The organism is Pseudomonas sp. GNP014 (assembly GCF_054344005.1).
Window position 1 is genome coordinate 5184172 of sequence record NZ_JBTGUS010000001.1, and the last position, 24586, is coordinate 5208757.

The window sequence follows — 24586 nt, forward strand, 5'->3', positions numbered from 1 at the left end:
CCGATATATGATTCACTGATCATCAGCCCCTGAACACTCGCCCCTAAAAACAAGAGAAGCCGCGTTATGAATCTGAGTAAGGTCGACCTCAACCTTTTCATCGTCTTCGACGCGATCTACACCGAAGCCAACCTGACCCGCGCCGGGCAGATTGTCGGCATCACCCAGCCGGCGGTGTCCAACGCCCTGGCGCGGTTGCGTGAAACCTTCAACGACCCGCTGTTCGTGCGCACAGCCCAGGGCATGGTGCCGACGCCGATGGCGCAGAACATCATCGGCCCGGTGCGCAACGCCCTGTCGCTGCTGCGCGTATCGGTTCAGGAAAGCCGCATTTTCAACCCGGCGCAAGCGGTCAAGACCTACCGCATCAGCATGACCGACCTCACCGAAGCGGTGATTCTGCCGCCGCTGTTCCAGCGCCTGCGTCGTCTGGCGCCGACGGTGATCATCGAAAGTTTTCTGTCCAAACGCCGGGAAACCACCAAGGAATTGGCCGCCGGGCGCCTCGACTTCGCCGTGGATGCGCCGCTCAACACCGACCCGCAGGTGCGCCACGTCAAATTGATGGAAGACCGTTACGTCTGCGCGATGCGCAAGGGTCACCCCATGGCGGGCAAGGAAAAACTGTCGCTGGATGATTACCTGTCGCTGACCCACATCCATATTTCCAGCCGCCGCAGCGGCCTGGGGTATGTCGATCTGGCCCTCGGCAAAATGGGCATTCAGCGCAAGATTGCCCTGCGCTCGCAGCACTATCTGATGGCATCGCAGGTGATGCAGCAGACCGACATGGTCATGACGGTGCCGGAGCGGTTTGCCCGACGCCATGAACTGCAGGCGTTCAATTTACCGGTGAATGATGTGCCGCCGGTGGAAACGCACCTGTATTGGCATGAAAGCACCGATCAGGATCCGGCCAACCGCTGGATGCGTGAACAGATGATCGAGTTGTGCCAGCAGGTGACGGCGCAGGAGAAGAAGCTGGATAAGCAGGCGGTTTGAAGAAAGAGTAAAAGATCGCAGCCTTCGGCAGCTCCTGCACAGACAGGTGCAGGAGCTGCCCAAGGCTGCGATCCTTTTCTTGCTTGACGTAAACGTCAACCAGCCATTAGCTTAGCGCCAAGACCTTCTTTCGAGCGCTTTCATGAGCAGTCAGACCTACAGTATTTCCGACCTCGCCCGCGAGCTGGACATCACCACCCGGGCGATCCGTTTTTATGAAGAACAAGGCCTGCTCAGCCCCGAGCGTCGCGGTCAGGAACGCATCTATTCGCCCCGCGACAAGGTCAGCCTGAAGCTCATCCTGCGCGGCAAGCGCATCGGTTTTTCCCTGGCCGAATGCCGCGAACTGATCGAACTCTACGACCCCTCCAGCGGTAACACCAAACAGCTCAACAGCATGCTGGCGAAAATCAGCGAGCGCCGCGAACAACTGGAGCAACAGTTGCTCGACATCGAACAGATGAAGCTGGAGCTCGATACGGCGGAAGAGCGCTGCGTGCAGGCGCTGGAGCAGACGCTCAAGAGCCAGCAGGCCATCTGACAAACAACACAAATCCCCCTGTAGGAGTGAGCCTGCTTGCGATAGCGGTGTATCAGTCAAGCAATTTTTATCTGGCACTCCGCGATCGCGAGCAGGCTCACTCCTACAGGGGTTCTCCACGAATTCACCAGAGCAGGTCCGCCCATGTCCCTCCCCTCCCAAGTACGCCTGATCGAAGTCGGCCCGCGCGATGGCCTGCAGAACGAAGCCCAACCGATCAGCGTGGCCGACAAGGTGCAACTGGTCGATGCACTCAGCGCTGCCGGTCTTGGCTATATAGAAGTCGGCAGTTTCGTTTCGCCCAAGTGGGTACCGCAAATGGCCGGTTCGGCTGAGGTGTTCGCGCAGATTCAGCGCAAGCCCGGCGTCACCTACGGTGCATTGGCGCCGAACCTGCGCGGTTTTGAAGACGCCCTCGCCGCCGGGGTCAAGGAAGTCGCGGTGTTCGCCGCCGCCTCCGAAGCGTTCTCGCAGCGCAACATCAACTGCTCGATCAGCGAAAGCCTGGCGCGCTTCGCACCGATCATGGAAGCCGCAAAACAGCACGGCGTTACCGTGCGCGGTTACGTGTCCTGCGTGCTCGGGTGCCCGTACGAAGGCACGGTCGCCCCCGAGCAAGTGGCGATGGTCGCCCGCGAGCTGTATGCGATGGGCTGCTATGAAGTGTCCCTCGGCGACACCATCGGCACCGGCACGGCGGGCGCGACTCGCCGTCTGTTCGAGGTGGTGTCGGCGCAAGTGCCACGGGAAAAACTCGCCGGGCACTTCCACGACACCTACGGCCAGGCCATGGCCAACATCTATGCCAGCCTGCTCGAAGGTATTGCCGTGTTCGACAGCTCTATCGCAGGGCTGGGCGGCTGCCCGTACGCCAAAGGCGCGAGCGGTAACGTGGCCACCGAAGATGTGGTGTACCTGCTCAATGGCCTCGGTATTCAGACCGGTATCGACCTGGACGCCTTGATTGCTGCGGGTCAGCAAATCAGTGCCGTGCTCGGTCGCCCGAGCGGTTCGCGCGTGGCCAAGGCCCGTAGCGCACAGTGAGGGGATGGGTGTTACCGCTGTGTCCGAAATGTGGACGCAAGCGGGTAACACGGAAACAAATTGTCTGGTTCTGCCTGATCGAAAAATCCTGAAAAATCTTAAGACATTGATTTATAAGGTATTTTAAAAGTTGGCACGGCTTCTGCTATCTCTATGGCATAACAAGAATAAAAAGCAGCAAACCAATAAAAATAAGACGTACCGACTCTGACATAACAAAAACAACACGGCAGAGACGCAGCTAACAGATTTTTTTGGAGAAGGTGTGCTTTTCAGGGTGCTCTCAGGAGTGACCCGCAACCGGGCAGAGAACAATAAAACTACCTTCAGGTAGCTCCCGAATCGGTTGGATCGTTTAACGAGAAAGCAGATCAGCGCTCAAAAAAATACGTTTGCTCTTGATCCCGGATGGGGGTCGCCAAAAACAGCGGTAAAGGGCAACGGTTGCCAAAAACAACAACAGACCGCCCCTCAATAATAAAAAGAGCACGCGACGACAAAATTAAAGGGGAGCCTCGGCTCCCCTTTGTGCTTTCTGCGATTCCTGAATCCCCCCAAATCCCCTGTAGGAGTGAGCCTGCTCGCGATGCCGGTGTATCAGTCAATATTTGCATCGACTGACACACCGCAATCGCGAGCAGGCTCACTCCTACATTTGATCCCTATCAAGCCTGCTTTTCGCGTAGTTCTTCGATGCTGACTTCACGCATCCTGAATTTCTGGATCTTGCCCGTGACCGTCATCGGAAAATCCTCGACGAACTTGAAGTAACGCGGCGTCTTGAAGTGCGCAATGCGCTCCTTGCACCAGGTTTGCAATTCCAGCTCGGTGGCACTGTGGCCCGGGTGGAATTTGATCCAGGCAACAATCTCCTCACCGTAGCGCGAGCACGGAATGCCGATCACCTGCACATCCGCCACGGCCGGATGGGTGAAGAAAAACTCCTCCAGCTCACGCGGGTAGATGTTCTCGCCACCACGAATGATCATGTCCTTGTTGCGCCCGGCGATGTTCACATAGCCCTCGGCGTTCATGCTCGCCAGGTCGCCGGTGTGCATCCAGCCCGCCTCATCAATGGCTTCGGCAGTGGCCTGCGAGTTGTTCCAGTAGCCGAGCATTACGCTGTAACCGCGGGTGCACAGTTCACCGATGGTGCCACGCGGCACCAGATTGCCGGCTTCGTCGATGATCTTGCTTTCCAGCTGCGGCTGGGTGCGGCCGACGGTGGTCACGCGCAATTCAAGCTCATCGTTTGGCCCGGTCTGCAGCGACACCGGGCTGGTTTCGGTCATGCCGTAAGCGATCTGCACTTCGCTCATGTGCATCTCGTTGATGACTCGCCGCATCACTTCGATCGGGCACGTGGCGCCGGCCATGATCCCGGTGCGCAGGCTCGACAGATCGAATTCGCCACGTTGCGGCTGGTCGAGCATGGCGATGAACATGGTCGGCACGCCATACAGACCGGTGGCTTTCTCTTCGACCACGGCGTGCAGGGTCAGCAACGGATCGAAAGCGTCGTTGGGGTAAATCATCGTGCTGCCATGGGTAATGCAGCCGAGATTGCCCATGACCATGCCGAAGCAGTGATACAGCGGCACCGGGATCACCAGGCGATCGGCAGGCGTCAGGCCGATGCTTTCGCCGACCATGTAGCCGTTGTTGAGGATGTTGTAATGACTGAGGGTCGCGCCCTTGGGGAAACCGGTGGTGCCGGAGGTGTACTGAATGTTGACCGCTTGATCGAAGTGCAGGCTGTCACTGCGTTCGTGTAGTTGTTCGGGAGAGATGCTGGTGGCCAGATCAGCCAGTTGCGACCACGGCAGAAAACCTGACGGTGGTTGCGCGTCAAGACTGATTACCCCTCGCAGTTCGGGGAGGCGTTCGCTGCGCAACTGGCCAATGGATTGCTCGGCCAGTTCCGGCACCAACCCTTGCAACAGGGTGTGGTAGTTGGAGGACTTGAACGCTCCGGCACAGACCAGCCATTGGCAGCCGGATTGCTTGAGCACGTACTCGAGTTCGGTGCTGCGGTAAGCCGGATTGATGTTGACCAGAATCACGCCGATCTTCGCCGTGGCGATTTGCGTGATGCACCATTGCGCGCAGTTTGGCGCCCAGATTCCGAGCCGATCGCCCGCCTGCATCCCCAGCGCCAGCAGCGCTCTGGCGTGCAGGTCCACCGCATCGGCCAGTTGTCGCCAGGAATAGCGCAGTTGCTGATGGCGCACGACGAGCGCTTCACCGTCAGGATATTGCGCGGCGGTGTGATCGAACTTCTGCCCGATGGTCATCGCCAGCAGGGCTTTGTCCTGAGAACCACGGGTGTAGCTGCGCTGCGGGTTTGCACTGGGTTGATCCATGACGACCCCTATTGTCTTTATTTATGGGTTTGTCGGATTTAATCCCGGTGGGAGCGAGCTTGCTCGCGAAGAGGCCAGCGGATTCAGCATCCATGTTGACTGATCTGACGCTTTCGCGAGCAAGCTCGCTCCCACAAGGTCTGCTCCGTTTCAATCTTGAACTGCCCTTACTCTCGCTCAAGTTGACGTTAACGTAAAGGGTGATTGACAGCCATCCGCCGCAGGCTTACGTTAACGTAAAGGTGAGAGCCGTTCGACCGCCCTCCCCACCCTACAAAAAAGCCAAAAGGTGACCCATGAGCTACCCATCCCTGAACTTCGCCCTCGGTGAAACCATCGACATGCTGCGCGATCAGGTTCAGTCCTTCGTCGCCGATCAGATCGCTCCACGTGCTGCGCAGATCGACCACGACAACCTGTTCCCTGCCGACATGTGGCGCAAATTCGGCGATATGGGCCTGCTCGGCATCACCGTGCCGGAAGAGTACGGTGGCGCAGGTCTGGGCTACCTGGCGCACGTGGTGGCGATGGAAGAAATCAGCCGCGGATCGGCCTCGGTGGCACTGTCCTACGGTGCGCACTCCAACCTCTGCGTCAACCAGATCAATCGCAATGGCAATCACGAACAGAAAAGCAAATACCTGCCGAAGCTGATCAGCGGCGAACACGTCGGCGCCCTCGCGATGAGCGAGCCGAACGCCGGGTCCGACGTGGTTTCGATGAAACTGCGTGCCGACAAACGCGGCGACCACTTCGTCCTCAACGGCAGCAAGACCTGGATCACCAACGGCCCTGACGCCAACACCTACGTGATCTACGCCAAGACCGACCTGGAAAAAGGCCCGCACGGCATCACCGCGTTCATCGTCGAGCGCGACTGGAAAGGCTTCAGCCGCAGCAACAAGTTCGACAAGCTCGGCATGCGCGGCTCCAACACCTGCGAGCTGTTTTTCGATGACGTTGAAGTACCGGAAGAGAACATCCTCGGCGTGCTCAACGGCGGTGTGAAAGTGCTGATGAGCGGCCTCGATTACGAACGCGTGGTGCTGTCCGGCGGCCCGACCGGGATCATGCAGTCGTGCATGGACCTGATCGTGCCGTACATCCACGACCGCAAACAGTTCGGCCAGAGCATCGGCGAGTTCCAGTTGATCCAGGGCAAAGTCGCCGACATGTACACCCAACTCAACGCCAGCCGCGCCTACCTGTATGCGGTGGCCCAGGCTTGCGAGCGCGGCGAGACCACCCGCAAGGATGCCGCCGGGGTGATCCTCTACACCGCCGAGCGCGCCACGCAAATGGCCCTCGACGCGATCCAGATTCTCGGCGGTAACGGCTACATCAACGAATTCCCGGCGGGCCGTTTGCTGCGTGACGCCAAGCTGTACGAAATCGGTGCTGGCACCAGTGAGATCCGCCGCATGCTGATCGGCCGCGAGCTGTTCAACGAAACGAAATGAATTTCGTCAGCGGCAAGCTGCGAGCCTCAAGCGACAAGAGACATGCGCTCTTGCCTCAACTTGCAGCTTGCAGCTTGAAACTTCAAGCTGCTACGGAGTAGCCCATGATTCTGCACACTCAGCTCAATCCCCGTTCAGCGGAGTTCGCTGCCAACAGCGCGGCGATGCTTGAACAGGTCGACGCCCTGCACACCCTGCTCGCCCAAGTGGCGCAGGGTGGCGGCGCAAAAGCCCAGGAACGCCACACCTCGCGGGGCAAATTGCTGCCGCGCGAGCGGATCAACCGTTTGCTTGATCCGGGTTCGCCCTTTCTCGAAATCAGTCAGTTGGCCGCCCACGCTGTGTATGGCGAAGACGTACCGGCGGCCGGCGTGATCGCCGGGATCGGCCGGGTCGAAGGCGTCGAATGCATGATCGTCGCCAACGACGCGACGGTGAAAGGCGGTTCGTACTATCCGCTGACCGTAAAAAAACACCTGCGCGCGCAGACCATCGCCCAGCAGAATCGCCTGCCGTGCATCTATCTGGTGGACTCGGGCGGCGCCAACCTGCCGCGTCAGGACGAAGTGTTTCCGGATCGCGAACACTTCGGCCGGATCTTCTTCAACCAGGCCAACATGAGCGCGATGGGCATTCCGCAGATTGCCGTGGTCATGGGCTCGTGCACTGCCGGTGGCGCGTATGTGCCGGCGATGGCCGACGAAGCGATCATGGTGCGCAATCAGGCGACGATTTTTCTCGCCGGCCCGCCACTGGTGAAAGCGGCGACCGGTGAAGTGGTCAGCGCCGAAGACCTCGGCGGTGCCGATGTGCACTGCAAGGTTTCCGGTGTGGCCGACCATTACGCCGAGAGCGACGAACACGCCCTCGCCCTCGCCCGCCGCAGCGTGGCCAACCTCAATTGGCGCAAGCTGGGCGAGGTGCAACAACGCACTCCGATTGCGCCGCTTTACGCCAGCGACGAGCTGTATGGCGTGGTCTCGGCCGACGCCAAGCAGCCGTTCGACGTGCGTGAAGTGATCGCGCGGCTGGTCGATGGCTCGGTGTTCGATGAATTCAAGGCGCTGTTCGGTACCACGCTGGTCTGCGGTTTTGCGCACCTGCACGGTTACCCGATCGCGATCCTCGCCAACAACGGCATCCTCTTCGCCGAAGCCGCGCAAAAAGGCGCGCACTTCATCGAACTGGCTTGCCAGCGCGGCATTCCACTGCTGTTCCTGCAAAACATCACCGGGTTCATGGTCGGCCAGAAATACGAGGCCGGCGGCATTGCCAAGCACGGTGCAAAACTGGTGACGGCGGTGGCTTGCGCCAAGGTGCCGAAGTTCACCGTGATCATCGGCGGCAGCTTCGGCGCCGGCAACTACGGCATGTGCGGGCGGGCTTACGATCCGCGTTTCCTGTGGATGTGGCCGAATGCGCGCATCGGCGTGATGGGTGCCGAGCAGGCTGCCGGCGTGCTGGTGCAGGTCAAGCGTGAACAAGCCGAACGCAGCGGTCAGGGCTTCAGCGCCGAACAGGAAGCCGAGATCAAGCAACCGATACTCGACCAGTACGAAGAGCAGGGTCACCCCTATTACTCCAGCGCACGGCTGTGGGACGACGGCGTCATCGACCCGGCGCAGACCCGCGATGTGCTGGCCCTGGCCTTGTCCGCGTCGCTGAGCGCGCCTATCGAACCGAGCCGCTTCGGCGTGTTCCGGATGTGATCGGGAGAATCTCATGAGCGATTTCAACACCCTGGAACTGCAGCGCGACCCACGAGGCTTCGCCACCCTGTGGCTCAACCGCGCCGAAAAGAACAACGCCTTCAATGCCGAGATGATCCGTGAGCTGATCCTGGCGCTGGACAAGGTCGCCAGCGATGCCAGCCTGCGCTTTCTGTTGGTACGCGGGCGTGGCAAACATTTCAGTGCCGGTGCCGATCTGGCGTGGATGCAGCAGTCGGCTGAACTCGATTACCACACCAACCTCGACGACGCCCGGGAACTGGCAGAGTTGATGTACAACCTGGCCAAACTGAAGATCCCCACCGTGGCCGTGGTGCAAGGTGCGGCATTCGGCGGTGCGCTGGGCCTGATTAGTTGCTGCGACATGGCAATTGGCGCCGATGACGCGCAATTCTGCCTGTCGGAAGTGCGCATCGGTCTGGCGCCGGCAGTGATCAGTCCGTTCGTGGTGCAGGCCATCGGCGAACGTGCTGCGCGTCGATACGCGTTGACCGCCGAGCGTTTTGGCGGGCAGCGGGCACGCGAAATCGGCTTGCTGTCCGAGAGCTACCCGGCCGCCGAGCTTGATCAGGCCGTCGAGCAATGGATCGACAACCTGCTGCTCAACAGCCCCGCCGCGATGCGCGCCAGCAAGGATTTGCTGCGTGAGGTCGGCAACGGCGCCCTGACTCCGGCGCTGCGGCGCTACACCGAAAACGCCATCGCCCGGATCCGCGTCAGCCCGGAAGGCCAGGAGGGCTTGCGTGCCTTTCTGCAAAAACGTCCGCCGAGCTGGCAAGCCATCACCAAGGAGTCGCGTTGATGAACGCACCTGTTATCACTACCCTGCTGGTGGCCAACCGCGGCGAAATCGCTTGCCGGGTCATGCGTACCGCCAAGGCGCTGGGCCTGACCACCGTGGCGGTGCACAGCGCCACCGACCGTGAGGCGCGGCACAGCCGCGAAGCCGATATCCGGGTCGATCTGGGTGGCAGCAAAGCCGCCGAGAGCTATCTGCAGATCGACAAACTGATCGCCGCGGCCAAGGCCAGCGGCGCCCAGGCGATTCATCCGGGTTATGGCTTTCTCTCGGAGAACGCCGGGTTCGCTCGCGCCATCGAAGCGGCCGGGCTGATTTTCCTCGGCCCGCCCGCCGCAGCCATTGACGCCATGGGCAGCAAGTCTGCCGCCAAGGCCTTGATGGAAACCGCCGGCGTGCCGCTGGTGCCCGGCTATCACGGCGAGGCGCAGGATCTGGACACCTTCCGCGAGGCCTGCGAGCGCATCGGTTATCCGGTGTTGCTCAAAGCCACCGCGGGCGGCGGCGGCAAAGGCATGAAAGTAGTCGAGGACGTCAGCCAGTTGGCCGAAGCCCTCGCCTCGGCCCAGCGTGAGGCGCAGTCATCGTTCGGCGATTCGCGGATGCTGGTGGAGAAATACCTGCTCAAGCCGCGTCACGTGGAAATCCAGGTGTTTGCCGATCAGCATGGCCATTGCCTGTATCTCAACGAGCGCGATTGCTCGATTCAGCGTCGGCATCAGAAAGTCGTCGAGGAAGCGCCGGCACCGGGGCTGTCGCCGCAACTGCGCCGCGCCATGGGTGAAGCGGCAGTGCGTTCGGCCCAGGCGATCGGCTATGTCGGCGCCGGCACGGTGGAATTCCTGCTGGATGCACGCGGCGAATTCTTCTTTATGGAGATGAATACGCGGCTGCAGGTCGAGCACCCGGTGACGGAAGCCATCACCGGTCTGGACCTGGTGGCCTGGCAGATTCGCGTGGCCCGTGGTGAAGCGTTACCGATGACTCAGGATCAAGTGCCGCTCAATGGCCACGCGATTGAAGTCCGGTTGTATGCCGAGGATCCGGCAAATGATTTTCTGCCGGCGACCGGGCGTCTGGCGCTGTATCGCGAGTCGGCACAAGGGCCGGGGCGGCGGGTGGACAGCGGCGTTGAGGAAGGGGACGAGATTTCACCGTTCTATGACCCGATGCTCGGCAAATTGATTGCCTGGGGCGAGGACCGTGAACAGGCGCGTCTGCGGTTGTTGAGCATGCTCGATGAGTTCGCGATTGGCGGACTGAAGACCAACATCAACTTTTTGCGGCGGATCATTGCGCACCCGGCGTTTGCCGCAGCGGAACTGGATACCGGGTTTATTCCGCGTTACCAGGAGCAGCTGCTGCCTGCTCCACAACCCTTGAGCGATGAGTTCTGGGCCGCCGCCGGGCAGGCGTTTGCGCAGAGTCTGCCGGCGATTGCACGGTCGGATGATCCCGCGTCGCCGTGGTCGCTCAACAGCGGCTTGCGAGCAGGTCTGCCTCGGGAACTGACCCTGCATTTGAGTTGCGAGGGTCAGGATCGCGCGCGGACGCTGGGGGCTGTTGGCAACGCCACGCTGTCAGGTGAAACGCTGATCATCGAGCACGACGGCGTACGCCGGACATTGCGGGCGATTCGCCAGGGCGATGCGCTGTACCTGCAATGGGAAGGCGAGTTGCGTCGCATCGAGGCTTACGATCCGATCAGCGCCGTGGAAGCCAGCCACAGTCATCAGGGCGGCCTGACGGCACCGATGAACGGCAGTATCGTGCGGGTGTTGGTCGAGGCCGGGCAATCTGTCGAGGCCGGCGCGCAACTGGTGGTGCTGGAAGCCATGAAAATGGAGCACAGCATTCGTGCGCCGCACGCCGGGGTGATCAAAGCGCTGTATTGCCAGGAAGGCGAGATGGTTGGCGAAGGCAGCGCTTTGGTTGAACTGGAAGAAGTCTGAGTGAGCGATCGATCCTGCGCCGAGCGAGGATCGATCTGACTAGTAACGTGCCGTTGCCTGCACCACAACACCAATGATGCGACACTCGTCGGTCAACAAGGCTTTCGGCCAGGTCGGATTGAGCGGCACCAGGTAACGCTGGCCGCCCTCTTCGTCGAGTTTGCGAAAGATCGCTTCAGCGCTGTCCGCCCACTGGGCGATGACCAGTTTGCCGGGCACTGCCTCCACCTCCGGATCGACCAGAATCAGCATGCCCTCGGCGATGCTCGGGCCGCTGGGCGCGGTCATCGAATCCCCCGCCACCGTCAACCAGAATGCCGCACCACGGGCGTGGTAATCCGTCAGTTCGAAACGCTGCTTGTCCGATGCGGCATAAGCTGACTCCCCGCTTTCGCGCACCTCACAGGGCATGTGCCAGTCACTGACCGGGTAGCGGAAGTACGGGTTGTACTTCTGCGCCAGCGGCATTTCGTCATCCGGGGTCAGCGGCGGCTCGCGAATCACCAGCACCACTTCCAGGAAGTCCATGCCCAGTGCCTGCAACACACGGTTCATTTCCGTGATCCCAGGTTCACGACGTTTGTTCAGCCAATGGCCGATCCCGCCCTGGGACATGCCGACGCGCTCTCCGAGCTCTGTTTGAGTGATTTTGAGTTCACTCATCTTGGCCTTGACCAACTCAATCCATTTATCCATGTGCGGCACCTTACGCGGACGCCTTCGGCTAGCAAAACACATATTGTAGTATTTAAATTCTGGTCACAACTACGCATCGTACTATTCTGCAAGCACGGATTTTCAATCAAACAAGGAGTGGCCCATCATCATGAATATCAGCAGCAAAGACTTGCCCGATCTGCAAATGGACACCATGTTCACCTCGCCTCAAGGCAATGCCGCGGCGCAGCGCGCCCTGGATTACTACTTGAAACCAGCTGTGTCAGAACCCGAGTCGGGCGAGCGTTTTTTCAATGTCAGGCACCATCTCAGTGGCGAAGAAGCCCTGGTGCACGCCTCGGATCTGTTGCGTTGCGCCGCCGCCACTGCGTTCAAGGCCGCAGAGAACCTGCAGGGCGCGAGTCGCGACCTGGCGTTTTCAGTGGTGCACATGGTGGATATGGCGCGGGCAATGGTCGACCATTCGCTCGATGGCGATGAGGTCTGAACGACCTTGAGTGGAACGGACGGAAAAGAATTTTCCAATCGCGCAGATAAAAACATTTGACTTGCAAATGATAATGATTATTATTGCAAGCAACTGGTCGCGAGATCAGTCGATGGGCCAGAGACCTTAGGTCGGTCTTCTGGACTATCTCCTCATCAGGCTAATCACGGTTTTTGACCCGGCTTTTTGCCGGGTCTTTTTTTACCCGTTTTTCGGGCTTATGGCTTCAGGCTAATGAAGTCTTTGAGTGCTGCAAATTCGATGGCGCGGATAATATCAAAAGAATATCGGTTGGCAAGCGAAGCCCGGCCACATTGGGGCGAACTTCAGATAATTAGCACTTGAGAATCAACTACACAGTCTCTAAGCTGCATTCGCGTCATGGAAGACGCCCCCCGCTACAGCCCTGCAAATCCCCTCGGTCTCACTTCAAGCTTGCGTGTAAAGTAACAGCCATAAAAATCATATTCAGGAAACGATTATGACCGTGGCCAAATCTTCGTTCGACATCAGTGCCAATTTCGACAGCGGCAACATTCAAGTCATCGACATCTCCAATCCGCTCAATCCGGTCCTGGCCATCCGCCCGGACACTCGCAGCCCGCACTTCCAGTGGTTTCACTTCAAGGCCAGCGGCCTGCATGTTCATCAAGAACACTGGTTTCGCCTGGTCAACGCCAGCCAGTCCTCTTACAACAAGGCCTGGACCGGCTATCAGGCCGTCGCGTCCTACGACCACGTCAACTGGTTCCGCATTCCTACCAGTTTTGAAGGTGACAGCCTGCGCTTTTGCCTCGAAGCCGAGCAGACGCACGCCTGGTTCGCCTACTTCGAACCCTACAGCCGCGGTCGCCATGACTGGCTGATCGATCAAGCGCAGACCAAGGCTGGCACCGAACTGCTGGCCACCGGCAAAAGCGTCGAGGGCCGCGACATTCAGTTGCTGCGCAAGGGCAGCGGCGCCGAAGGCCAGCGCAAGGTCTGGATCATCGCGCAACAACACCCCGGCGAACACATGGGCGAATGGTTCATGGAAGGCGTGATCGAGCGACTGGAGCGCCACGACGACCCGGTGTTGAACACGCTGCTGGCCAGCGCCGACCTGTATCTGGTGCCGAACATGAACCCGGACGGTGCCTTCCACGGTCACTTGCGCACCAACGCCATGGGCCAGGATTTGAACCGCGCCTGGCAGAACGCGAGTCAGGAACTCAGCCCCGAGGTACTTTTCGTACAACAGCAGATGGAAAAGTACGGCGTCGACATGTTCCTCGACGTACACGGCGACGAAGAAATCCCCCATGTGTTCACCGCTGGTAGCGAAGGCAATCCGGGATACACGCCACGGATAGAGAAGCTTGAAGAGCATTTCCGCACGCACCTCAAGCGCACCACCAAAGATTTCCAGACCAAATACGGCTACACCCGCGACGAACCGGGCCAGGCCAATATGACCCTGGCCTGCAACGCCGTTGGTCAGAAATACGATTGCCTGTCGCAGACCCTGGAAATGCCATTCAAGGACCACGACGATGCGCCGAACCCCCTGACCGGCTGGTCGGGCAAACGCTCGAAACAACTGGGTAAAGACGTGTTGACCACCCTCGCCGACATGGTCGATATCTTGCGCTGACCCCCTCCCCGCGTGCCCTGAAGATCGCAGCGCGTCTGCGATCTTCAGGGCAGTTCCCGGGTAACGTGTACAACGCACAACCGCTGTGGGATACGGGTGGCTGCCCCTGCAAAGTGGCGCATCGGCACAATGCGCCACTCAGGCAAATCAGCCGCGATCGCGTCCGCGCAACATGCTGTCGAGCACCTCGTCGCGGCGCACCCAGCCATGAAACAGCGCCGCCGCCAGGTGCAACAGCACCGTCAGGAACAACAGGTACGCCAGATACCCGTGGGCCTTGCGCAATAACGCAAACAGCTGCGCATCGGCCGGCACGATCGACGGCAGTTGCATTGTGGTGCTGAGCATTACCGGTTCGCCCGATGCACTGATCATCGCCCAGCCGAGCAACGGCAACACCAGCATCAAGGCATAGAGCAGCACGTGCGATGCCTTCGCCGCCATCACTTGCCAACCCGGCAGGTCCGCCGGCAATGGCGGCTGTCGAGTGGAAATGCGCACCAGCAAGCGCACAATCACCAGCGCCAGAATCGCTATGCCCAACGGTTTGTGCAGATGAATCAGCCATTCATGCCGCTCGGAAACCGAAGTCACCATACCGGCACCGATAAACAGCATCGCGATGATCATCAGCGCCATCAACCAGTGCAGCAGCCGCGCCAACAAAGCGAAATGTGTCGGTTGAGTGCTCATGGACGAGCCTCCTGTCTGGCGGCGGGCAACTGGCTGACTTCGCTGGTGCGACGCAGGTAGGAATTGGCGTAACCGGCGGAGCGTGCTGCGAGCAGCGGGTCGTCGGTGCCTTGAATACCGGCTGGCAGCACCAGCGGGTCATAGTTGATGTCACGGCACTCGCCGCTCAACTGCGGTTGGGTTTTCTCCAGCACCAGGGTGCCGGCGTTCAACACCTTGCGCCCCTCGGGCCAGATTTTGCTGGCGTCGTTCACCGGGTCATCGGCATTGGCCAGGGTGATGTTCAACTGAAAACGCAGGGGCGCCGCGGCCAGGCGTTGCACCAGGTCTTTCTCCAGAAAATCGCTGCCCTCAGGCGCGGTCGCGCCCGCCGTGTCCTGGGCCAACGGTTTCATGCTCCAGCGCACGGCCTGCTTCTTGCCGCTGGCATCCACCAGATAGAACGCGTTGACGCTGTTGTAGGTTTCAGTGGCGTAACTGGCTGACGGTCTGGCGGTCTTGATCCATGTCAAAAATGGCACCGCCTCCGGGTGCGCGGCAAAGAACGCCGGGACCTTGGCCGGGTCCGGTTTACCGGTGGCCGGGTCCGGCGACTGCGCCTGTTGCAACTGATAGAACGCCTCGGGCGTGCCCACCGGGAACACCGGCATGCTGTTCATCCCGGTACGCCACTGCTGACCGTTGGCCTGGGTGAAGCGCAACGCCAGACTGCGAATCGGCACGCTGTTGTCCGGCGCATAGGGATTGCCCGCCGGCAAGGCGAAACGTCCGACCACCGGGGTCCGCGGATCGTTGAACACCTGCGCCGTGGAGAACGCGCGCGCCTCACCGCTGCTCTCGAAATGCCCGATCACGCACACGCCCTTGGCGTGATTGCGGCGGAAACCGGGATGCACGCCGTTGTTTTTCTCCAGCACATCGACCAACGCCTTGGGCGTCAGCCGTTGTGGCTCAAAGTTACCGTGCACGTAGGCAAACGCCCCGGCTACAGCGCCGACCACAACGGCAATGCCGGCCAGTCGAAATAGCAGGCTCGCGGCACTCAAGGGCGGACGCTGCGGCCTGCCAGGCGGAGAAGCGTTGGGTGAGGTGGGATCAACCATGAAAGACTCCAGGGCCAATGGCCATAGGGGAAGGTGCTATAAGACGCCCGTCTCGTAGGGTTATTCCCTTTGCACTGTAGTTTCTTTCATGGCTCTGCGTGTGATGCCGCGTGCAGGCAGGCTACACCTGATCAAAACGGGGTTCGCGCTTCTCCAGAAACGCCTGCATGCCCTCTTTTTGCGCCGGGGTGGCAAACAAGCCATGAAACACTCTGCGCTCGAACAGGATGCCATCGCTCAACCCCGACTCCAGCGCTCGATCCACCGCTTCACGGACTGCCAATGTCGCCGTTCGTGGAAACCCGGCGATGCGCTGCGCAACGGCCAGCGCCTGCTCAAGCAATTGATCGGCGGCCGTCACCCGCGACAGCAACCCCGCCTGTTCCGCTTCCCGAGCACTGATCGAACGCCCGGTCAGGATCATGTCCATGGCTTTTGCCCGGCCAATCAGGCGCGTCAGCCGTTGAGTCCCACCCATGCCCGGCATCACCCCGAGGGTAATTTCCGGCAAGGCGAACGTCGCGGATTCGGCGGCGATGATCAGGTCACACATCATCGCCAGCTCACAACCACCGCCATAGGCGTAGCCCGCGACAGCAGCCACCTTCGGCGTCCGGAGCCGGGCAAAGGCATCCCATCCGGCGAAGTAATCTTGCTCAATCATGTCCAGGCAGGATTTTTCATGCATTTCCTTGATATCGGCGCCGGCGGCAAAGTAATCCTTGGTCCCGGTAATCACAAAGCACCCGACGCCCGGATCAGTGTCCAGCCCGTGCAGGGTTTCCAACAGTTCACGCATCATTTCGGTGTTCAGGGCATTTCGGGCTTGCGGGCGGTTGAGCCGGATCAACACGACTCGGCCCTGTCTTTCGATCAACAGATTCATATTCATCTCATGTCGGTAAAAAGTGTCGGGAGGAAAACAGTCGCCGCGAGCTCAGGAATCCCAGATGGCGCCGTAGGCCGGTATGCCACGCGCTTCCATTTCTTCGACCACACGTTCAGTCAGCCGCTGATTTGAGATGCAAATCACCGCTTCAGCGCCGAACGACTGCACAGCGGCATAGGCCAATGTCACCAGATCGGGTTTGCCGGACACATCCGTGTCCCAGATCAGCGCATCAGGCTGGGCCTCGAGGATTTCGTCCACCAGCGAATCGCCATACGTGGCTCTCGGACTGCGGGTCGACCAGATCAGGCGGATGGGCACCTGCCTAGCGAGTAAATGGGGCAACACCGGTCCGATACCGCTGCCGGTGGCGATATACACCACCGATTTGAACAGCGTTTCGATATGCGCCACGCCGGCCGTGGTGATGCCCTTGACCCAGACATGTGTTGGCGCCTGCTCGATGAACGCCCCGGTCCAGTCGCCGGCCCGGGAAATGATCAGGCGGAAACCCTCCTTTCCCGGTGTGGGAATGTTGGCGAACGAATGCCATTCCCACAGCGGATTACGGCTGATCGCTGTGGCGGAGCCGGCAAACGGGGTGTGGTGTTCCAAACGCACTATCACCGCATGCGACGAAGGCCGCACGAGGCTGACTGGCACTTTGCGTAATCGCAGCCACGGCAAGGCAATGCTCATCGTGACCAGCAGCAACATCCAGAACGAGGCGGACTGCGCCAGTACATCGATCAGCGCAGCCGCGCGATCCTGTTCCCGCGCAGAAACCAGCGTCATCGCCCAGAACATCGCCAACGCGGCCCACCCGGCGAAACGGTGGGTGCGTTCGAACGCATTATGAAAACGCCCGCGCAAGGTTGGCATCGCCATGACTGCCACCAGTAACAGGAGCCCCAACAACCCGCCACTCAGCCCGATCAGCGTCAGCGAAACGCCCCCCGCCCCTTCGAGCCGCTGCCAGATCATCGAACCGAACAACAGGGCAAACCACGCAATCGCGGCCATTGCGCCACCACTGTGCAGGCCGCCGAAGTGATAAACCTTGGCCAGCGACCGGCGAACCGCCAACGGCCAGGTCGTGGGCGCCCGGGTGGCCAGCCAGAACAACAGATTGATGAGGTACTGCTGACGAATCAGTATCGCCAGGGACAGATTCGCCACCACCAGTGCCGACAACATCGGCAAATTCACACCGGCGGTGGACCACCACTGCCCGACCGTGATGCCGTACACCAGCACGGCGATGTTGCAGGCCAGCACTAACACCACCAGACGGTTGTAATGCGAGAACATCGGCAGTGTTCCCAGACGTTGCCAGAGTGGCCGCCGGGCAGGCAGGACGATGCTCACCTGTGGCGCACTCATGCCTGCACCCGCACTGGCTGCCCGCCGTCTGTTTGTTCGGCCTGATGCGCCACTGCCCACTCAAGAAGCAAACGCTTGTCGACCTTGCCCCGGGACGTCAGCGGAATCTCGTCAACGGCGAGTATCAACGACGGCACGCAATAGTAGGCAAGCCGCGCTTCACAACAGGCACGCGCTGCATCGACATCTGTACTGGCGGGATAAACGAAGGCCACCAGATGACGACTGTCGAGCTTCAGCGTGACCGCCCGCTCGCAGGTCGGCGCGGACTCCAGCGCCGCCGACACCGCGTCGAGTTCAACCCGAAAGCCTCTGACCTTGACCTGATCATCGACACGCCCCAGATGTTCAAGCTCACCGTCTGCGGTCCAGCGCCCCAGGTCACGCGTGCGAAACATCATGCGTCCCTGGCCCAGAAACGGATCGGGCTGATACCGCTCGCGGGTCAATTGAGCATTGCCCAGGTAACCCGCCGTCACACAATCCCCGCCCGCCCACATCTCACCCTGCTCGCCCGGTCCGCACAGCTGCCCTGCTTCATCAAGCACATACACCGTGTTATTGGGCGTCGGCTTGCCGATCGTCAGCGCCCCCGAACCCCGATAGTGCTGCATGGTATTGACGATGGTGGTTTCGGTGGGCCCACAGGCGTTGTAAAACATGCAGAACTTCGCCCAGCGATCTGCCAGCGGTTGCGGGCAAGGTTCACCCGCCAGAGCGACGACTTTCACCCGGGTGCAACGGGCGGGATCAAGGGTGGCGAGAATCGACGGCGTCGCAATCAGCACATCACAGTGTTCAGCGGTCTGCGCGATGTCTTTGCCCCGGATCAGCAGGGTTGCACCGTGGGCCAGACAACCCAGTACTTCCCAGGCCGCCATATCGAACGCGATGTTGAGGATCTGACCGACTTTCAACCCCGGGCGCATCCCGAGATCACCGGGGCTGGTCAGCAAAATATTGCACACGTTGCGTTGAGTCACGCGCACGCCATTGGGCAGTCCGGTGGTGCCCGAGGTAAACAGGACAAAACACAGTGAATCCGCTGACGACGTTGCGCCACCGATGTTCAGTTCGTCGGCGGCCACGGTGTCAGCACGGATGACTTCATCCAGATGAATGCACTGTTGCTCCGAGTCCAAGGGAATCGCCTGCGCCAGCTCAGACAGAGTCAGCACGACCCGCACCCGGGCGACCGTCATGATGTGGCGCAACTGCGCAGCGGGAGTAATGCTCACGTGTTGAGGAATGTAAGCAGCGCCGACTTTCAACACCGCCAGCATGCCCACCAGCATCGGAATCGAGCGCTCGACAAACAGCGCCACGTGGTCGCCAGGAAATACACCGTGTTCGAGCAGCGTCGTTGCGAGCCGATTCGCCTGGCGGTTCAACTCGCCGTAAGTGATGGACTGGCCCTGATGCTGCGCCGCGACAGCTTCGGGCCGTTCAACGGCTTGCGCTTCGATTGCGCGATGAATCAATGGCGCCTCCGGCGCGACTTGCGGGCCTCGACCGAAACGCTGCCAGGGATTGGGCTCAACGGTCACCTCGGGTGCAAAGCCTCGTAGGGACCGGCTAGATATCGCGAACGCTTGCATGAGGAAACTCCCGTTTTCTGATTTCAACCATTTTTGGTGGTCACGTCCGTCGGGGGCATTGGCTGCACCGTCGGGAAACGCGCCTTTCAAACGGGTTGATCCGGGAATCCGAAAACCATTACACGCACTACAAATCGCGACGAACTATCCTACAAAGCAAAGGAAAAAGATTTACAGCACCTTCTCTGGAATAACCTTCGACGAGGAGCGTCTTGCTTCCCGACGCTGTTTTTTTGCGCCTCAGAGCATTACCTTCCATGAAGACTTCGGCATGAACGCACTCGACGAACAACTGCGTGAACTCATCCCCAGATTGCGCCGCTTTGCCGTGTCATTGACGCACAACAGCAGCAGCGCCGACGATCTGGTCCAGGCGAGCCTTGAACGGGCCCTGTCGAGTTGGGGCGACAAACGCGCCGACGGTGATGTGCGTGCCTGGCTGTTTGCGATCCTCTACCGGCAGTTTCTCGATGCCTATCGGCGCTCCCGACGCTATGCGCGGATGCTCGATTTCTTTACCGGCCGGGACGATGCCCAACCTTCGGTCGAACGCACGGTCATCGCCCAATCGACGCTGCAAGCCTTTGATCGCCTGCCCACCGAGCAACGCGCCCTGCTGCTCATGGTTTCGGTGGAAGGCCTGACTTATAAAGAGGTCGCCGAGGTTCTCGACGCCCCGATCGGCACCGTGATGTCGCGTCTGTCCCGTGCCCGCCAGGCCTTGCGCCTCCTCAGCGACGGCGAAATCAATAGCCCTTCTTTGCGGATACTCAAATGATCAGCCTGCCTCCCAGCGAGCGTGATTTGCACGCTTATGTCGACCACCAGCTCAGCGACGCCGACCGGCGTGCACTGGACACCTGGCTGGCCAGTCACCCGGATCAAGCGGCCCAGGTTCGCGCCTGGCAACAGGATGCCCAGCAATTGCGGGCGGCGCTGGGGGGAGCGTTGCTGCAACCGGCCAATCCGGCCCTCGACCCGGCGATGATCCGGCAGCGCCGCAAGCGCCAAACGCAGCGGCACCTGGCGAGCGCCGCCGTCTTGTTGATGGCCGTGGGCATTGGCGGTTTCAGTGGCTGGCAGGCGCGGGAAATGACCCTTGTGCGCCCGTCCCTGCTACCGATGACCGACGCGCTGCAGGCGTATCGACTGATTGCCCAGCAAGGCATGTTGCCGGCGGACTACAAGGTGGCTGACAACGGTGATATGCAGCGCTGGCTCGACCGCTATTTCGCCCGGGCCAGTCGCCTGCCGGACCTGACGGCAGCAGGCTTTCAACCGGTCAGCGGGCGACTGCTCAGCACCGATGAGGGCCCCGCGGCGATGGTGATCTATGAGGACGGTGGCGGGCACAAGGTGAGTTTCTATGTGCGCCCGCCGGGACCGAAAAACACCTTTTTGCCACGAGGCAGCCGCAGTGACGGGGATTTGCAGGCCCAATACTGGTCGGGCGGCGGGTACAACTATGCGATGGTCAGCCCGGTCGATACACCGGTCACCTCATTGCTCAAGCAGTCCCAATCCTTCTGAAAATGCCGAAAAACCGGTGGGAGCCGACCTGTTGGCGATGGCGTCGGATCAGCCACACTTTCTACTCCCCAGGAGAAGTCCGTGTCTGCTCAGAACCCCACGTCGAGCACCACGTTGTCCACATACGTCCCCGCCGGCGGCGTGGCCTGGTCGGTGTAGATCTTCGCGTTGTAATTGAAAATCTGACTGCCCGTGCCCAGCCCGTTGCCAGGATTGACCTCGGCATCGGTGCTCGCCCGCCGTGCCGCGCCGACGCTGCCCCAGCGGGTACTGCCGGCGCTTTTGAAGATGTCGTAGGCCAGATAATTACTCCCGGAAATCATCCGCCGCCGCCCGCCGGTACTGAGCGGATTCTGCCCGTCGCTCAAACCCACGGTGTAGGCGCTGCCCTTGGTGCAGGCCAGGTTGATGGTCTGCCCGGTGACCGGCGTGAAAGCGCTGACCACCGGGGCACTGCCGAAGGCAATGTTCGGCGCGGTGATCGTGCAATCGTTGGACACGGTCAGGTTGACCGTCAACGTCGTCGTGCCACTGTTGATGTCGCGACCGACACACACCGAACCGATGCCGATGCCCGAGCAGTAATTCCAGTTCCAGAAAATGCTCAGGGTCTCGGTGTACACCCCGGCCGCCACATTGCTGCCGATGGTCGTGCCAAGGTACAACGGCACGGTTTTCGGTGTCGTGCCGTTGAGCAGGCCGAGGGCGTCGATGATGCCATTACGCGCAAAGTCGAAGGCGGTGCCGCGCGTCAGCGGGTAACTGGTGCTGTTGTTGGCGTAGATCGTGTAACTGATGACGTCACCCGTGGGGCCGACCAGCCCACTTTGCGTCGAGGACACCGTGCCCCAGAAATGATCACTGCTGGTCAACAGCGCCAACAGCGAACCGGTGCAACTCAATCCGCCATTGAGTGTGGAACTGGGCTGCGAAACGGTGCGCACGGCAATCGAACTGATCGTGCCGAAGGCCGCCGGTGTGGTGCCCACCACCGAACACAGCGCCTGCGCCGCGCCCGGCAGCATCAACATCAGCCACAGGCACAACCGCGCGGCCATCACTGACACACCAACGGGCCAATCAACGGCACCTGGTCCTGATTCAGATCGACGCTGAACTGCACCTGGCAGGTCTTGCCGTCGGCCAATGTCACCTGCAGCGAATTCTGCGCCTGCAGGTTCTCCAGATACACCAGTCCGTCCCAACCGACCACCGTCCGCGTGCCGCTTTGGGCATGCAACACGCCTGCGCCCAGCGGCAGTTCGCGCTGCTGCGCGTCGACCAGAACGATGCTCGCGGCGCTGACCCGGGTCAGCGCAAACTCCAGCAGATAACCGCTGCCACGACGCACCGCGATACGTTGCTCGACGTTGGGGCTGCGCACGTTCGCTGGCAGGTTGAGCGGATCGATTTCGTATTTGCCGCGGTAATAGGCGCTGCTCCACGGCACCAGCAAGTGACCGTTCTTGTCAGTCTGGCCGACCCGCTGGTTTTCATAGCGCACCGGAATGTCGGCGAAACCGTCGGTGCTGACCACGACAAACGCATCGTCGATGCGATTGGCGGCGAACACCTGCCGATCCATCCACACCAGCGAACCGCTGGCATCAGCCCAACGAGTTTCGGCGTCGGAGGTGCCGTAGACACCGGCCTGCAATTGCACTGATTGCAGACGCCAGGTCACGTCGGCCTGTCGGTAATCCGGCCCGTCCCCCTTGGCATAGCCCAGATTGAACCCCACTCCGCCCTCGGTCGGCACCGCACGACTGTAGTTGACGCGCTGCTGGGTCTGCCCGGTCTTGCTGCGTTCGCTGCTGAGCGCCAGGCTGCCACGCAGATCGAACGGAATCACCAGTTGCGCCTGCACGGCCCAGTTGCTATCGCCGATTTCGCGATTGGCCGACAGATAGAAACTGCTGTTGCGCCACAGCGGCTTGCTCCAGCTGAGGTTAAGCAGGCGCGTGCGCGAATCGTCGGCGGCGCGCACGTCGAAATAACCCGCACCGAGGCTGCCCCAGCGGTCGAGGTTGAGGCTCAGGGTGGCCTGTTCGCTGCGGCGGCTGAGACTGATGTAAGGGCTGTCGACCACAGTCAGGTCGGCGTACTGAGCGTGACGTTGCAGGCGCTGGTAAGAAAAGCTGAAACGCTGATTGCTGTACTGATAGCCGAGGCTCAACTGCTGACCGCCCTCGCCGTCGAAACGGCTTTCGCTGACGGCGCTGTTGAGCACGCCGAAATTGCCCAGGCGCAGGTTGCCGCCCAGACCGCCGAGGGTCAGCGAGTCGGCGGCCTCGGCATGGCTTTCGAGGGTGAAGCTGTCGCTGACGCCATAGCGCAGGCTGCCAGCGCTCACGCCCGGGCCGTAGCTGAAATCTTTCAGGGCGTAGTCACGACGCAAGGTCCCGGCGGCCACGGAAAAGTCACTCAAGCCCTTCTGCAACAGGCTGCTGGTGACGTAGAACGGCACCGTGGTCGACACCTGCCGCCCCAGCGCATCGGTGGTCACCACCACCGCTTCCCCGGCACCGTTGATGAACGGAATATTGGTCAGGGTGTACGGCCCCGGTTGCAGCTGCGCACTGCTGGACTTATAGCCATTGATAAACAGGTCCACCGAAGACGGCACCGCTGCTTCGCCGGCGAACTGCGGCAACGGATAGGTGACCAGATCCGGACGCACGGCGAAATCGCGAGAGAACTGGACGCCACCCAGGCGCACCGAACTGCTCCATGGCAAGGCGCCGCTGACCACATCACCGGCTTCGTAGGTGAGCATTCGCTCGTCATCGGAATAACGCCATGTGGTGTCGTAACGCAGGTAACCATCGTTCAGCGTGCTGAGCGAATCCCCCGACAAGGTGCGCCGGTATTGCCCGGTATTGGACAGCGTGCCCCAGCTGTCAAACAGCCGCACTTCGTTCCACGCGGCCAGGTAAGTACCGGCATCATCGGTGTCGTTGAAGTACAGGTCATAGTTGAGCAACGCGCCGAAACTGCTCAGCGCCGGCGTCCGCGGATAGGCCTCGCGATTGCCGATAAACTGCTCCGGCAACCACTCCGGCGGCACGTCCAGCAGCAGGCGCTGGCCGACGCTGTCGTAATCACTGTGCAGCCCGGACAAGCCGTCGAGGTCGACTTCAGCGCTGATGTTGTCCGGCAATTTCATGCCGGTTTCGCGCAACGCAGTGGCTGGCAGAAACAGGCGCCCGCCACGCTGTTCCACGGCCACGACACGCCCGGTATTCATCTGGTTGACCACCAGTTCCAGAAACAACTGTGCATCACTGACGGCCTCCATGCCGCTGGGGGGCGGCGGCAGTTCGCCGGCCCCAGCCGGTTGAACGAACACCAGGCAACACGCGCCGGTCATGAGCCACAACGGACGCTGGAGACGGCGAGCCCATCCTGGGCTCATACACGTTTGACGTCCGTCAATGGACTGAATCCTCCTGATATTGCTTTGCCGAAACCGGGGATTGCGAGGTGACTCATTCCTTGTCGCGACGGGATTATCTGTGGCGAGGGGATTTATCCCCGTTCGGCTGCACAGCAGTCGCCCGGCGGTGCCCGGCTCAATGGAAGAAAGGACGGGGCCGCTTCGCGGCCCAACGGGGATAAATCCCCTCGCCACAGATAAATCCCCTCGCCACAGATCAATCCGCTCCACAGATCAATTCGCTCACCTCAGAGAAATGCCTTCA

20 protein-coding genes are annotated in these 24586 nt (G+C 60.7%); 11 read left to right on the plus strand and 9 right to left on the minus strand.

Annotated features, from left to right (window positions below; translation table 11 throughout):
* Positions 1-66: 66 nt before the first annotated feature.
* From ACXX9E_RS23265 to ACXX9E_RS23275, 3 genes are all read left to right on the plus strand, one after another.
* A complete protein-coding gene (locus ACXX9E_RS23265) occupies positions 67-1002 on the plus strand; it encodes a LysR family transcriptional regulator (RefSeq protein WP_128616368.1) in 936 nt (311 codons plus the stop codon).
* A gap of 142 nt (positions 1003-1144) precedes the next feature.
* Positions 1145-1543, plus strand: a complete 399-nt coding sequence (locus ACXX9E_RS23270) for a MerR family transcriptional regulator (RefSeq protein ID WP_042559912.1) — start codon at positions 1145-1147, stop codon at positions 1541-1543.
* Positions 1544-1687: 144 nt separating this feature from the next.
* Complete coding sequence (locus ACXX9E_RS23275) at positions 1688-2587, plus strand: hydroxymethylglutaryl-CoA lyase (protein WP_128616369.1); 900 nt, start codon at positions 1688-1690, stop codon at positions 2585-2587.
* A 665-nt stretch (positions 2588-3252) separates the two neighbouring features.
* Here ACXX9E_RS23275 and ACXX9E_RS23280 read toward each other — a convergent pair.
* Positions 3253-4950: an AMP-binding protein gene (locus ACXX9E_RS23280; protein ID WP_458556273.1), complete on the minus strand. Its 1698-nt coding sequence runs from the start codon at positions 4948-4950 to the stop codon at positions 3253-3255.
* A gap of 296 nt (positions 4951-5246) precedes the next feature.
* On the opposite strand from ACXX9E_RS23280, the gene ACXX9E_RS23285 reads away from it, so the two are divergent.
* From ACXX9E_RS23285 to ACXX9E_RS23300, 4 genes are all read left to right on the plus strand, one after another.
* The gene (locus tag ACXX9E_RS23285) at positions 5247-6410 is read left to right on the plus strand and encodes an isovaleryl-CoA dehydrogenase (protein WP_123462381.1); all 1164 of its coding nucleotides are present in this window, start codon (positions 5247-5249) and stop codon (positions 6408-6410) included.
* Between the two features lie 104 nt (positions 6411-6514).
* A complete protein-coding gene (locus ACXX9E_RS23290) occupies positions 6515-8119 on the plus strand; it encodes a carboxyl transferase domain-containing protein (protein WP_458556274.1) in 1605 nt (534 codons plus the stop codon).
* 13 nt (positions 8120-8132) lie between these two features.
* The gene (locus ACXX9E_RS23295; protein WP_123462377.1) at positions 8133-8942 is read left to right on the plus strand and encodes a gamma-carboxygeranoyl-CoA hydratase; all 810 of its coding nucleotides are present in this window, start codon (positions 8133-8135) and stop codon (positions 8940-8942) included.
* Positions 8942-10891 carry an acetyl/propionyl/methylcrotonyl-CoA carboxylase subunit alpha gene (locus ACXX9E_RS23300; protein WP_458556275.1) on the plus strand — a complete coding sequence of 650 codons (1950 nt, stop codon included), beginning with the start codon at positions 8942-8944 and terminating at the stop codon, positions 10889-10891. Before ACXX9E_RS23295 ends, ACXX9E_RS23300 begins: the two co-directional genes overlap by 1 nt.
* A 39-nt stretch (positions 10892-10930) precedes the next feature.
* Here the strand turns inward: ACXX9E_RS23300 and ACXX9E_RS23305 are convergent, their stop codons facing one another.
* Positions 10931-11587 (minus strand): LexA family protein, encoded by a 657-nt coding sequence (locus tag ACXX9E_RS23305; protein WP_123462373.1) that lies wholly within the window; start codon positions 11585-11587, stop codon positions 10931-10933.
* Between the two features lie 130 nt (positions 11588-11717).
* Between ACXX9E_RS23305 and ACXX9E_RS23310 the strand changes: the two genes are divergently transcribed.
* On the plus strand, positions 11718-12056 hold the full coding sequence (locus ACXX9E_RS23310; protein ID WP_123462371.1) for a DUF6124 family protein: 339 nt from the start codon (positions 11718-11720) through the stop codon (positions 12054-12056).
* A 481-nt stretch (positions 12057-12537) separates the two neighbouring features.
* The gene (locus ACXX9E_RS23315) at positions 12538-13689 is read left to right on the plus strand and encodes a M14 family metallopeptidase (RefSeq protein ID WP_123462369.1); all 1152 of its coding nucleotides are present in this window, start codon (positions 12538-12540) and stop codon (positions 13687-13689) included.
* A gap of 147 nt (positions 13690-13836) precedes the next feature.
* On the opposite strand, the gene ACXX9E_RS23320 is transcribed toward ACXX9E_RS23315, so the two are convergent.
* The 5 genes from ACXX9E_RS23320 to ACXX9E_RS23340 all read right to left on the minus strand — a co-directional run bounded on the left by ACXX9E_RS23320 (position 13837) and on the right by ACXX9E_RS23340 (position 19355).
* Positions 13837-14382, minus strand: coding sequence for a cytochrome b (locus ACXX9E_RS23320; RefSeq protein ID WP_128615418.1), 546 nt, complete (start codon positions 14380-14382; stop codon positions 13837-13839).
* Positions 14379-15485 carry a catalase family peroxidase gene (locus ACXX9E_RS23325; RefSeq protein ID WP_458556276.1) on the minus strand — a complete coding sequence of 369 codons (1107 nt, stop codon included), beginning with the start codon at positions 15483-15485 and terminating at the stop codon, positions 14379-14381. The genes ACXX9E_RS23320 and ACXX9E_RS23325 overlap by 4 nt, the downstream gene beginning before the upstream one ends.
* Before the next feature lie 121 nt (positions 15486-15606).
* Positions 15607-16371: an enoyl-CoA hydratase-related protein gene (locus tag ACXX9E_RS23330; RefSeq protein WP_458556277.1), complete on the minus strand. Its 765-nt coding sequence runs from the start codon at positions 16369-16371 to the stop codon at positions 15607-15609.
* Positions 16372-16422: 51 nt separating this feature from the next.
* On the minus strand, positions 16423-17757 hold the full coding sequence (locus tag ACXX9E_RS23335) for an FNR domain-containing protein (RefSeq protein WP_458556278.1): 1335 nt from the start codon (positions 17755-17757) through the stop codon (positions 16423-16425).
* Entirely contained in the window at positions 17754-19355 is a 1602-nt protein-coding gene (locus tag ACXX9E_RS23340) for an amino acid adenylation domain-containing protein (protein ID WP_458556279.1), read from the minus strand. Before ACXX9E_RS23340 ends, ACXX9E_RS23335 begins: the two co-directional genes overlap by 4 nt.
* 271 nt (positions 19356-19626) lie before the next feature.
* Here ACXX9E_RS23340 and ACXX9E_RS23345 point away from each other — a divergent pair, with 271 nt between their 5' ends.
* Both ACXX9E_RS23345 and ACXX9E_RS23350 read left to right on the plus strand, forming a co-directional pair.
* A complete protein-coding gene (locus ACXX9E_RS23345) occupies positions 19627-20133 on the plus strand; it encodes an RNA polymerase sigma factor (protein WP_458556612.1) in 507 nt (168 codons plus the stop codon).
* Positions 20130-20885, plus strand: coding sequence for an anti-sigma factor family protein (locus ACXX9E_RS23350; RefSeq protein WP_128614790.1), 756 nt, complete (start codon positions 20130-20132; stop codon positions 20883-20885). Before ACXX9E_RS23345 ends, ACXX9E_RS23350 begins: the two co-directional genes overlap by 4 nt.
* A gap of 89 nt (positions 20886-20974) precedes the next feature.
* On the opposite strand, the gene ACXX9E_RS23355 is transcribed toward ACXX9E_RS23350, so the two are convergent.
* Positions 20975-21943 carry a Csu type fimbrial protein gene (locus ACXX9E_RS23355; protein WP_267805355.1) on the minus strand — a complete coding sequence of 323 codons (969 nt, stop codon included), beginning with the start codon at positions 21941-21943 and terminating at the stop codon, positions 20975-20977.
* A complete protein-coding gene (locus ACXX9E_RS23360; protein WP_458556280.1) occupies positions 21943-24300 on the minus strand; it encodes a fimbria/pilus outer membrane usher protein in 2358 nt (785 codons plus the stop codon). Before ACXX9E_RS23360 ends, ACXX9E_RS23355 begins: the two co-directional genes overlap by 1 nt.
* Positions 24301-24586: the final 286 nt, after the last annotated feature.

Excerpts from the sequence above, each read along its gene's own strand:
- ACXX9E_RS23335 (WP_458556278.1), bottom strand. The coding sequence starts at position 17,757 with ATGAGTGCGCCACAGGTGAGCATCGTCCTGCCTGCCCGGCGGCCACTC.
- ACXX9E_RS23355 (WP_267805355.1), bottom strand. The coding sequence starts at position 21,943 with ATGGCCGCGCGGTTGTGCCTGTGGCTGATGTTGATGCTGCCGGGCGCG.
- ACXX9E_RS23280 (WP_458556273.1), bottom strand. The coding sequence starts at position 4,950 with ATGGATCAACCCAGTGCAAACCCGCAGCGCAGCTACACCCGTGGTTCT.
- ACXX9E_RS23330 (WP_458556277.1), bottom strand. The coding sequence starts at position 16,371 with ATGAATCTGTTGATCGAAAGACAGGGCCGAGTCGTGTTGATCCGGCTC.
- ACXX9E_RS23345 (WP_458556612.1), top strand. The coding sequence starts at position 19,627 with ATGAACGCACTCGACGAACAACTGCGTGAACTCATCCCCAGATTGCGC.
- ACXX9E_RS23315 (WP_123462369.1), top strand. The coding sequence starts at position 12,538 with ATGACCGTGGCCAAATCTTCGTTCGACATCAGTGCCAATTTCGACAGC.
- ACXX9E_RS23360 (WP_458556280.1), bottom strand. The coding sequence starts at position 24,300 with ATGAGCCCAGGATGGGCTCGCCGTCTCCAGCGTCCGTTGTGGCTCATG.
- ACXX9E_RS23270 (WP_042559912.1), top strand. The coding sequence starts at position 1,145 with ATGAGCAGTCAGACCTACAGTATTTCCGACCTCGCCCGCGAGCTGGAC.
- ACXX9E_RS23310 (WP_123462371.1), top strand. The coding sequence starts at position 11,718 with ATGAATATCAGCAGCAAAGACTTGCCCGATCTGCAAATGGACACCATG.
- ACXX9E_RS23290 (WP_458556274.1), top strand. The coding sequence starts at position 6,515 with ATGATTCTGCACACTCAGCTCAATCCCCGTTCAGCGGAGTTCGCTGCC.
- ACXX9E_RS23275 (WP_128616369.1), top strand. The coding sequence starts at position 1,688 with ATGTCCCTCCCCTCCCAAGTACGCCTGATCGAAGTCGGCCCGCGCGAT.
- ACXX9E_RS23285 (WP_123462381.1), top strand. The coding sequence starts at position 5,247 with ATGAGCTACCCATCCCTGAACTTCGCCCTCGGTGAAACCATCGACATG.
- ACXX9E_RS23320 (WP_128615418.1), bottom strand. The coding sequence starts at position 14,382 with ATGAGCACTCAACCGACACATTTCGCTTTGTTGGCGCGGCTGCTGCAC.
- ACXX9E_RS23325 (WP_458556276.1), bottom strand. The coding sequence starts at position 15,485 with ATGGTTGATCCCACCTCACCCAACGCTTCTCCGCCTGGCAGGCCGCAG.
- ACXX9E_RS23295 (WP_123462377.1), top strand. The coding sequence starts at position 8,133 with ATGAGCGATTTCAACACCCTGGAACTGCAGCGCGACCCACGAGGCTTC.
- ACXX9E_RS23350 (WP_128614790.1), top strand. The coding sequence starts at position 20,130 with ATGATCAGCCTGCCTCCCAGCGAGCGTGATTTGCACGCTTATGTCGAC.
- ACXX9E_RS23305 (WP_123462373.1), bottom strand. The coding sequence starts at position 11,587 with ATGGATAAATGGATTGAGTTGGTCAAGGCCAAGATGAGTGAACTCAAA.
- ACXX9E_RS23340 (WP_458556279.1), bottom strand. The coding sequence starts at position 19,355 with ATGCAAGCGTTCGCGATATCTAGCCGGTCCCTACGAGGCTTTGCACCC.
- ACXX9E_RS23265 (WP_128616368.1), top strand. The coding sequence starts at position 67 with ATGAATCTGAGTAAGGTCGACCTCAACCTTTTCATCGTCTTCGACGCG.
- ACXX9E_RS23300 (WP_458556275.1), top strand. The coding sequence starts at position 8,942 with ATGAACGCACCTGTTATCACTACCCTGCTGGTGGCCAACCGCGGCGAA.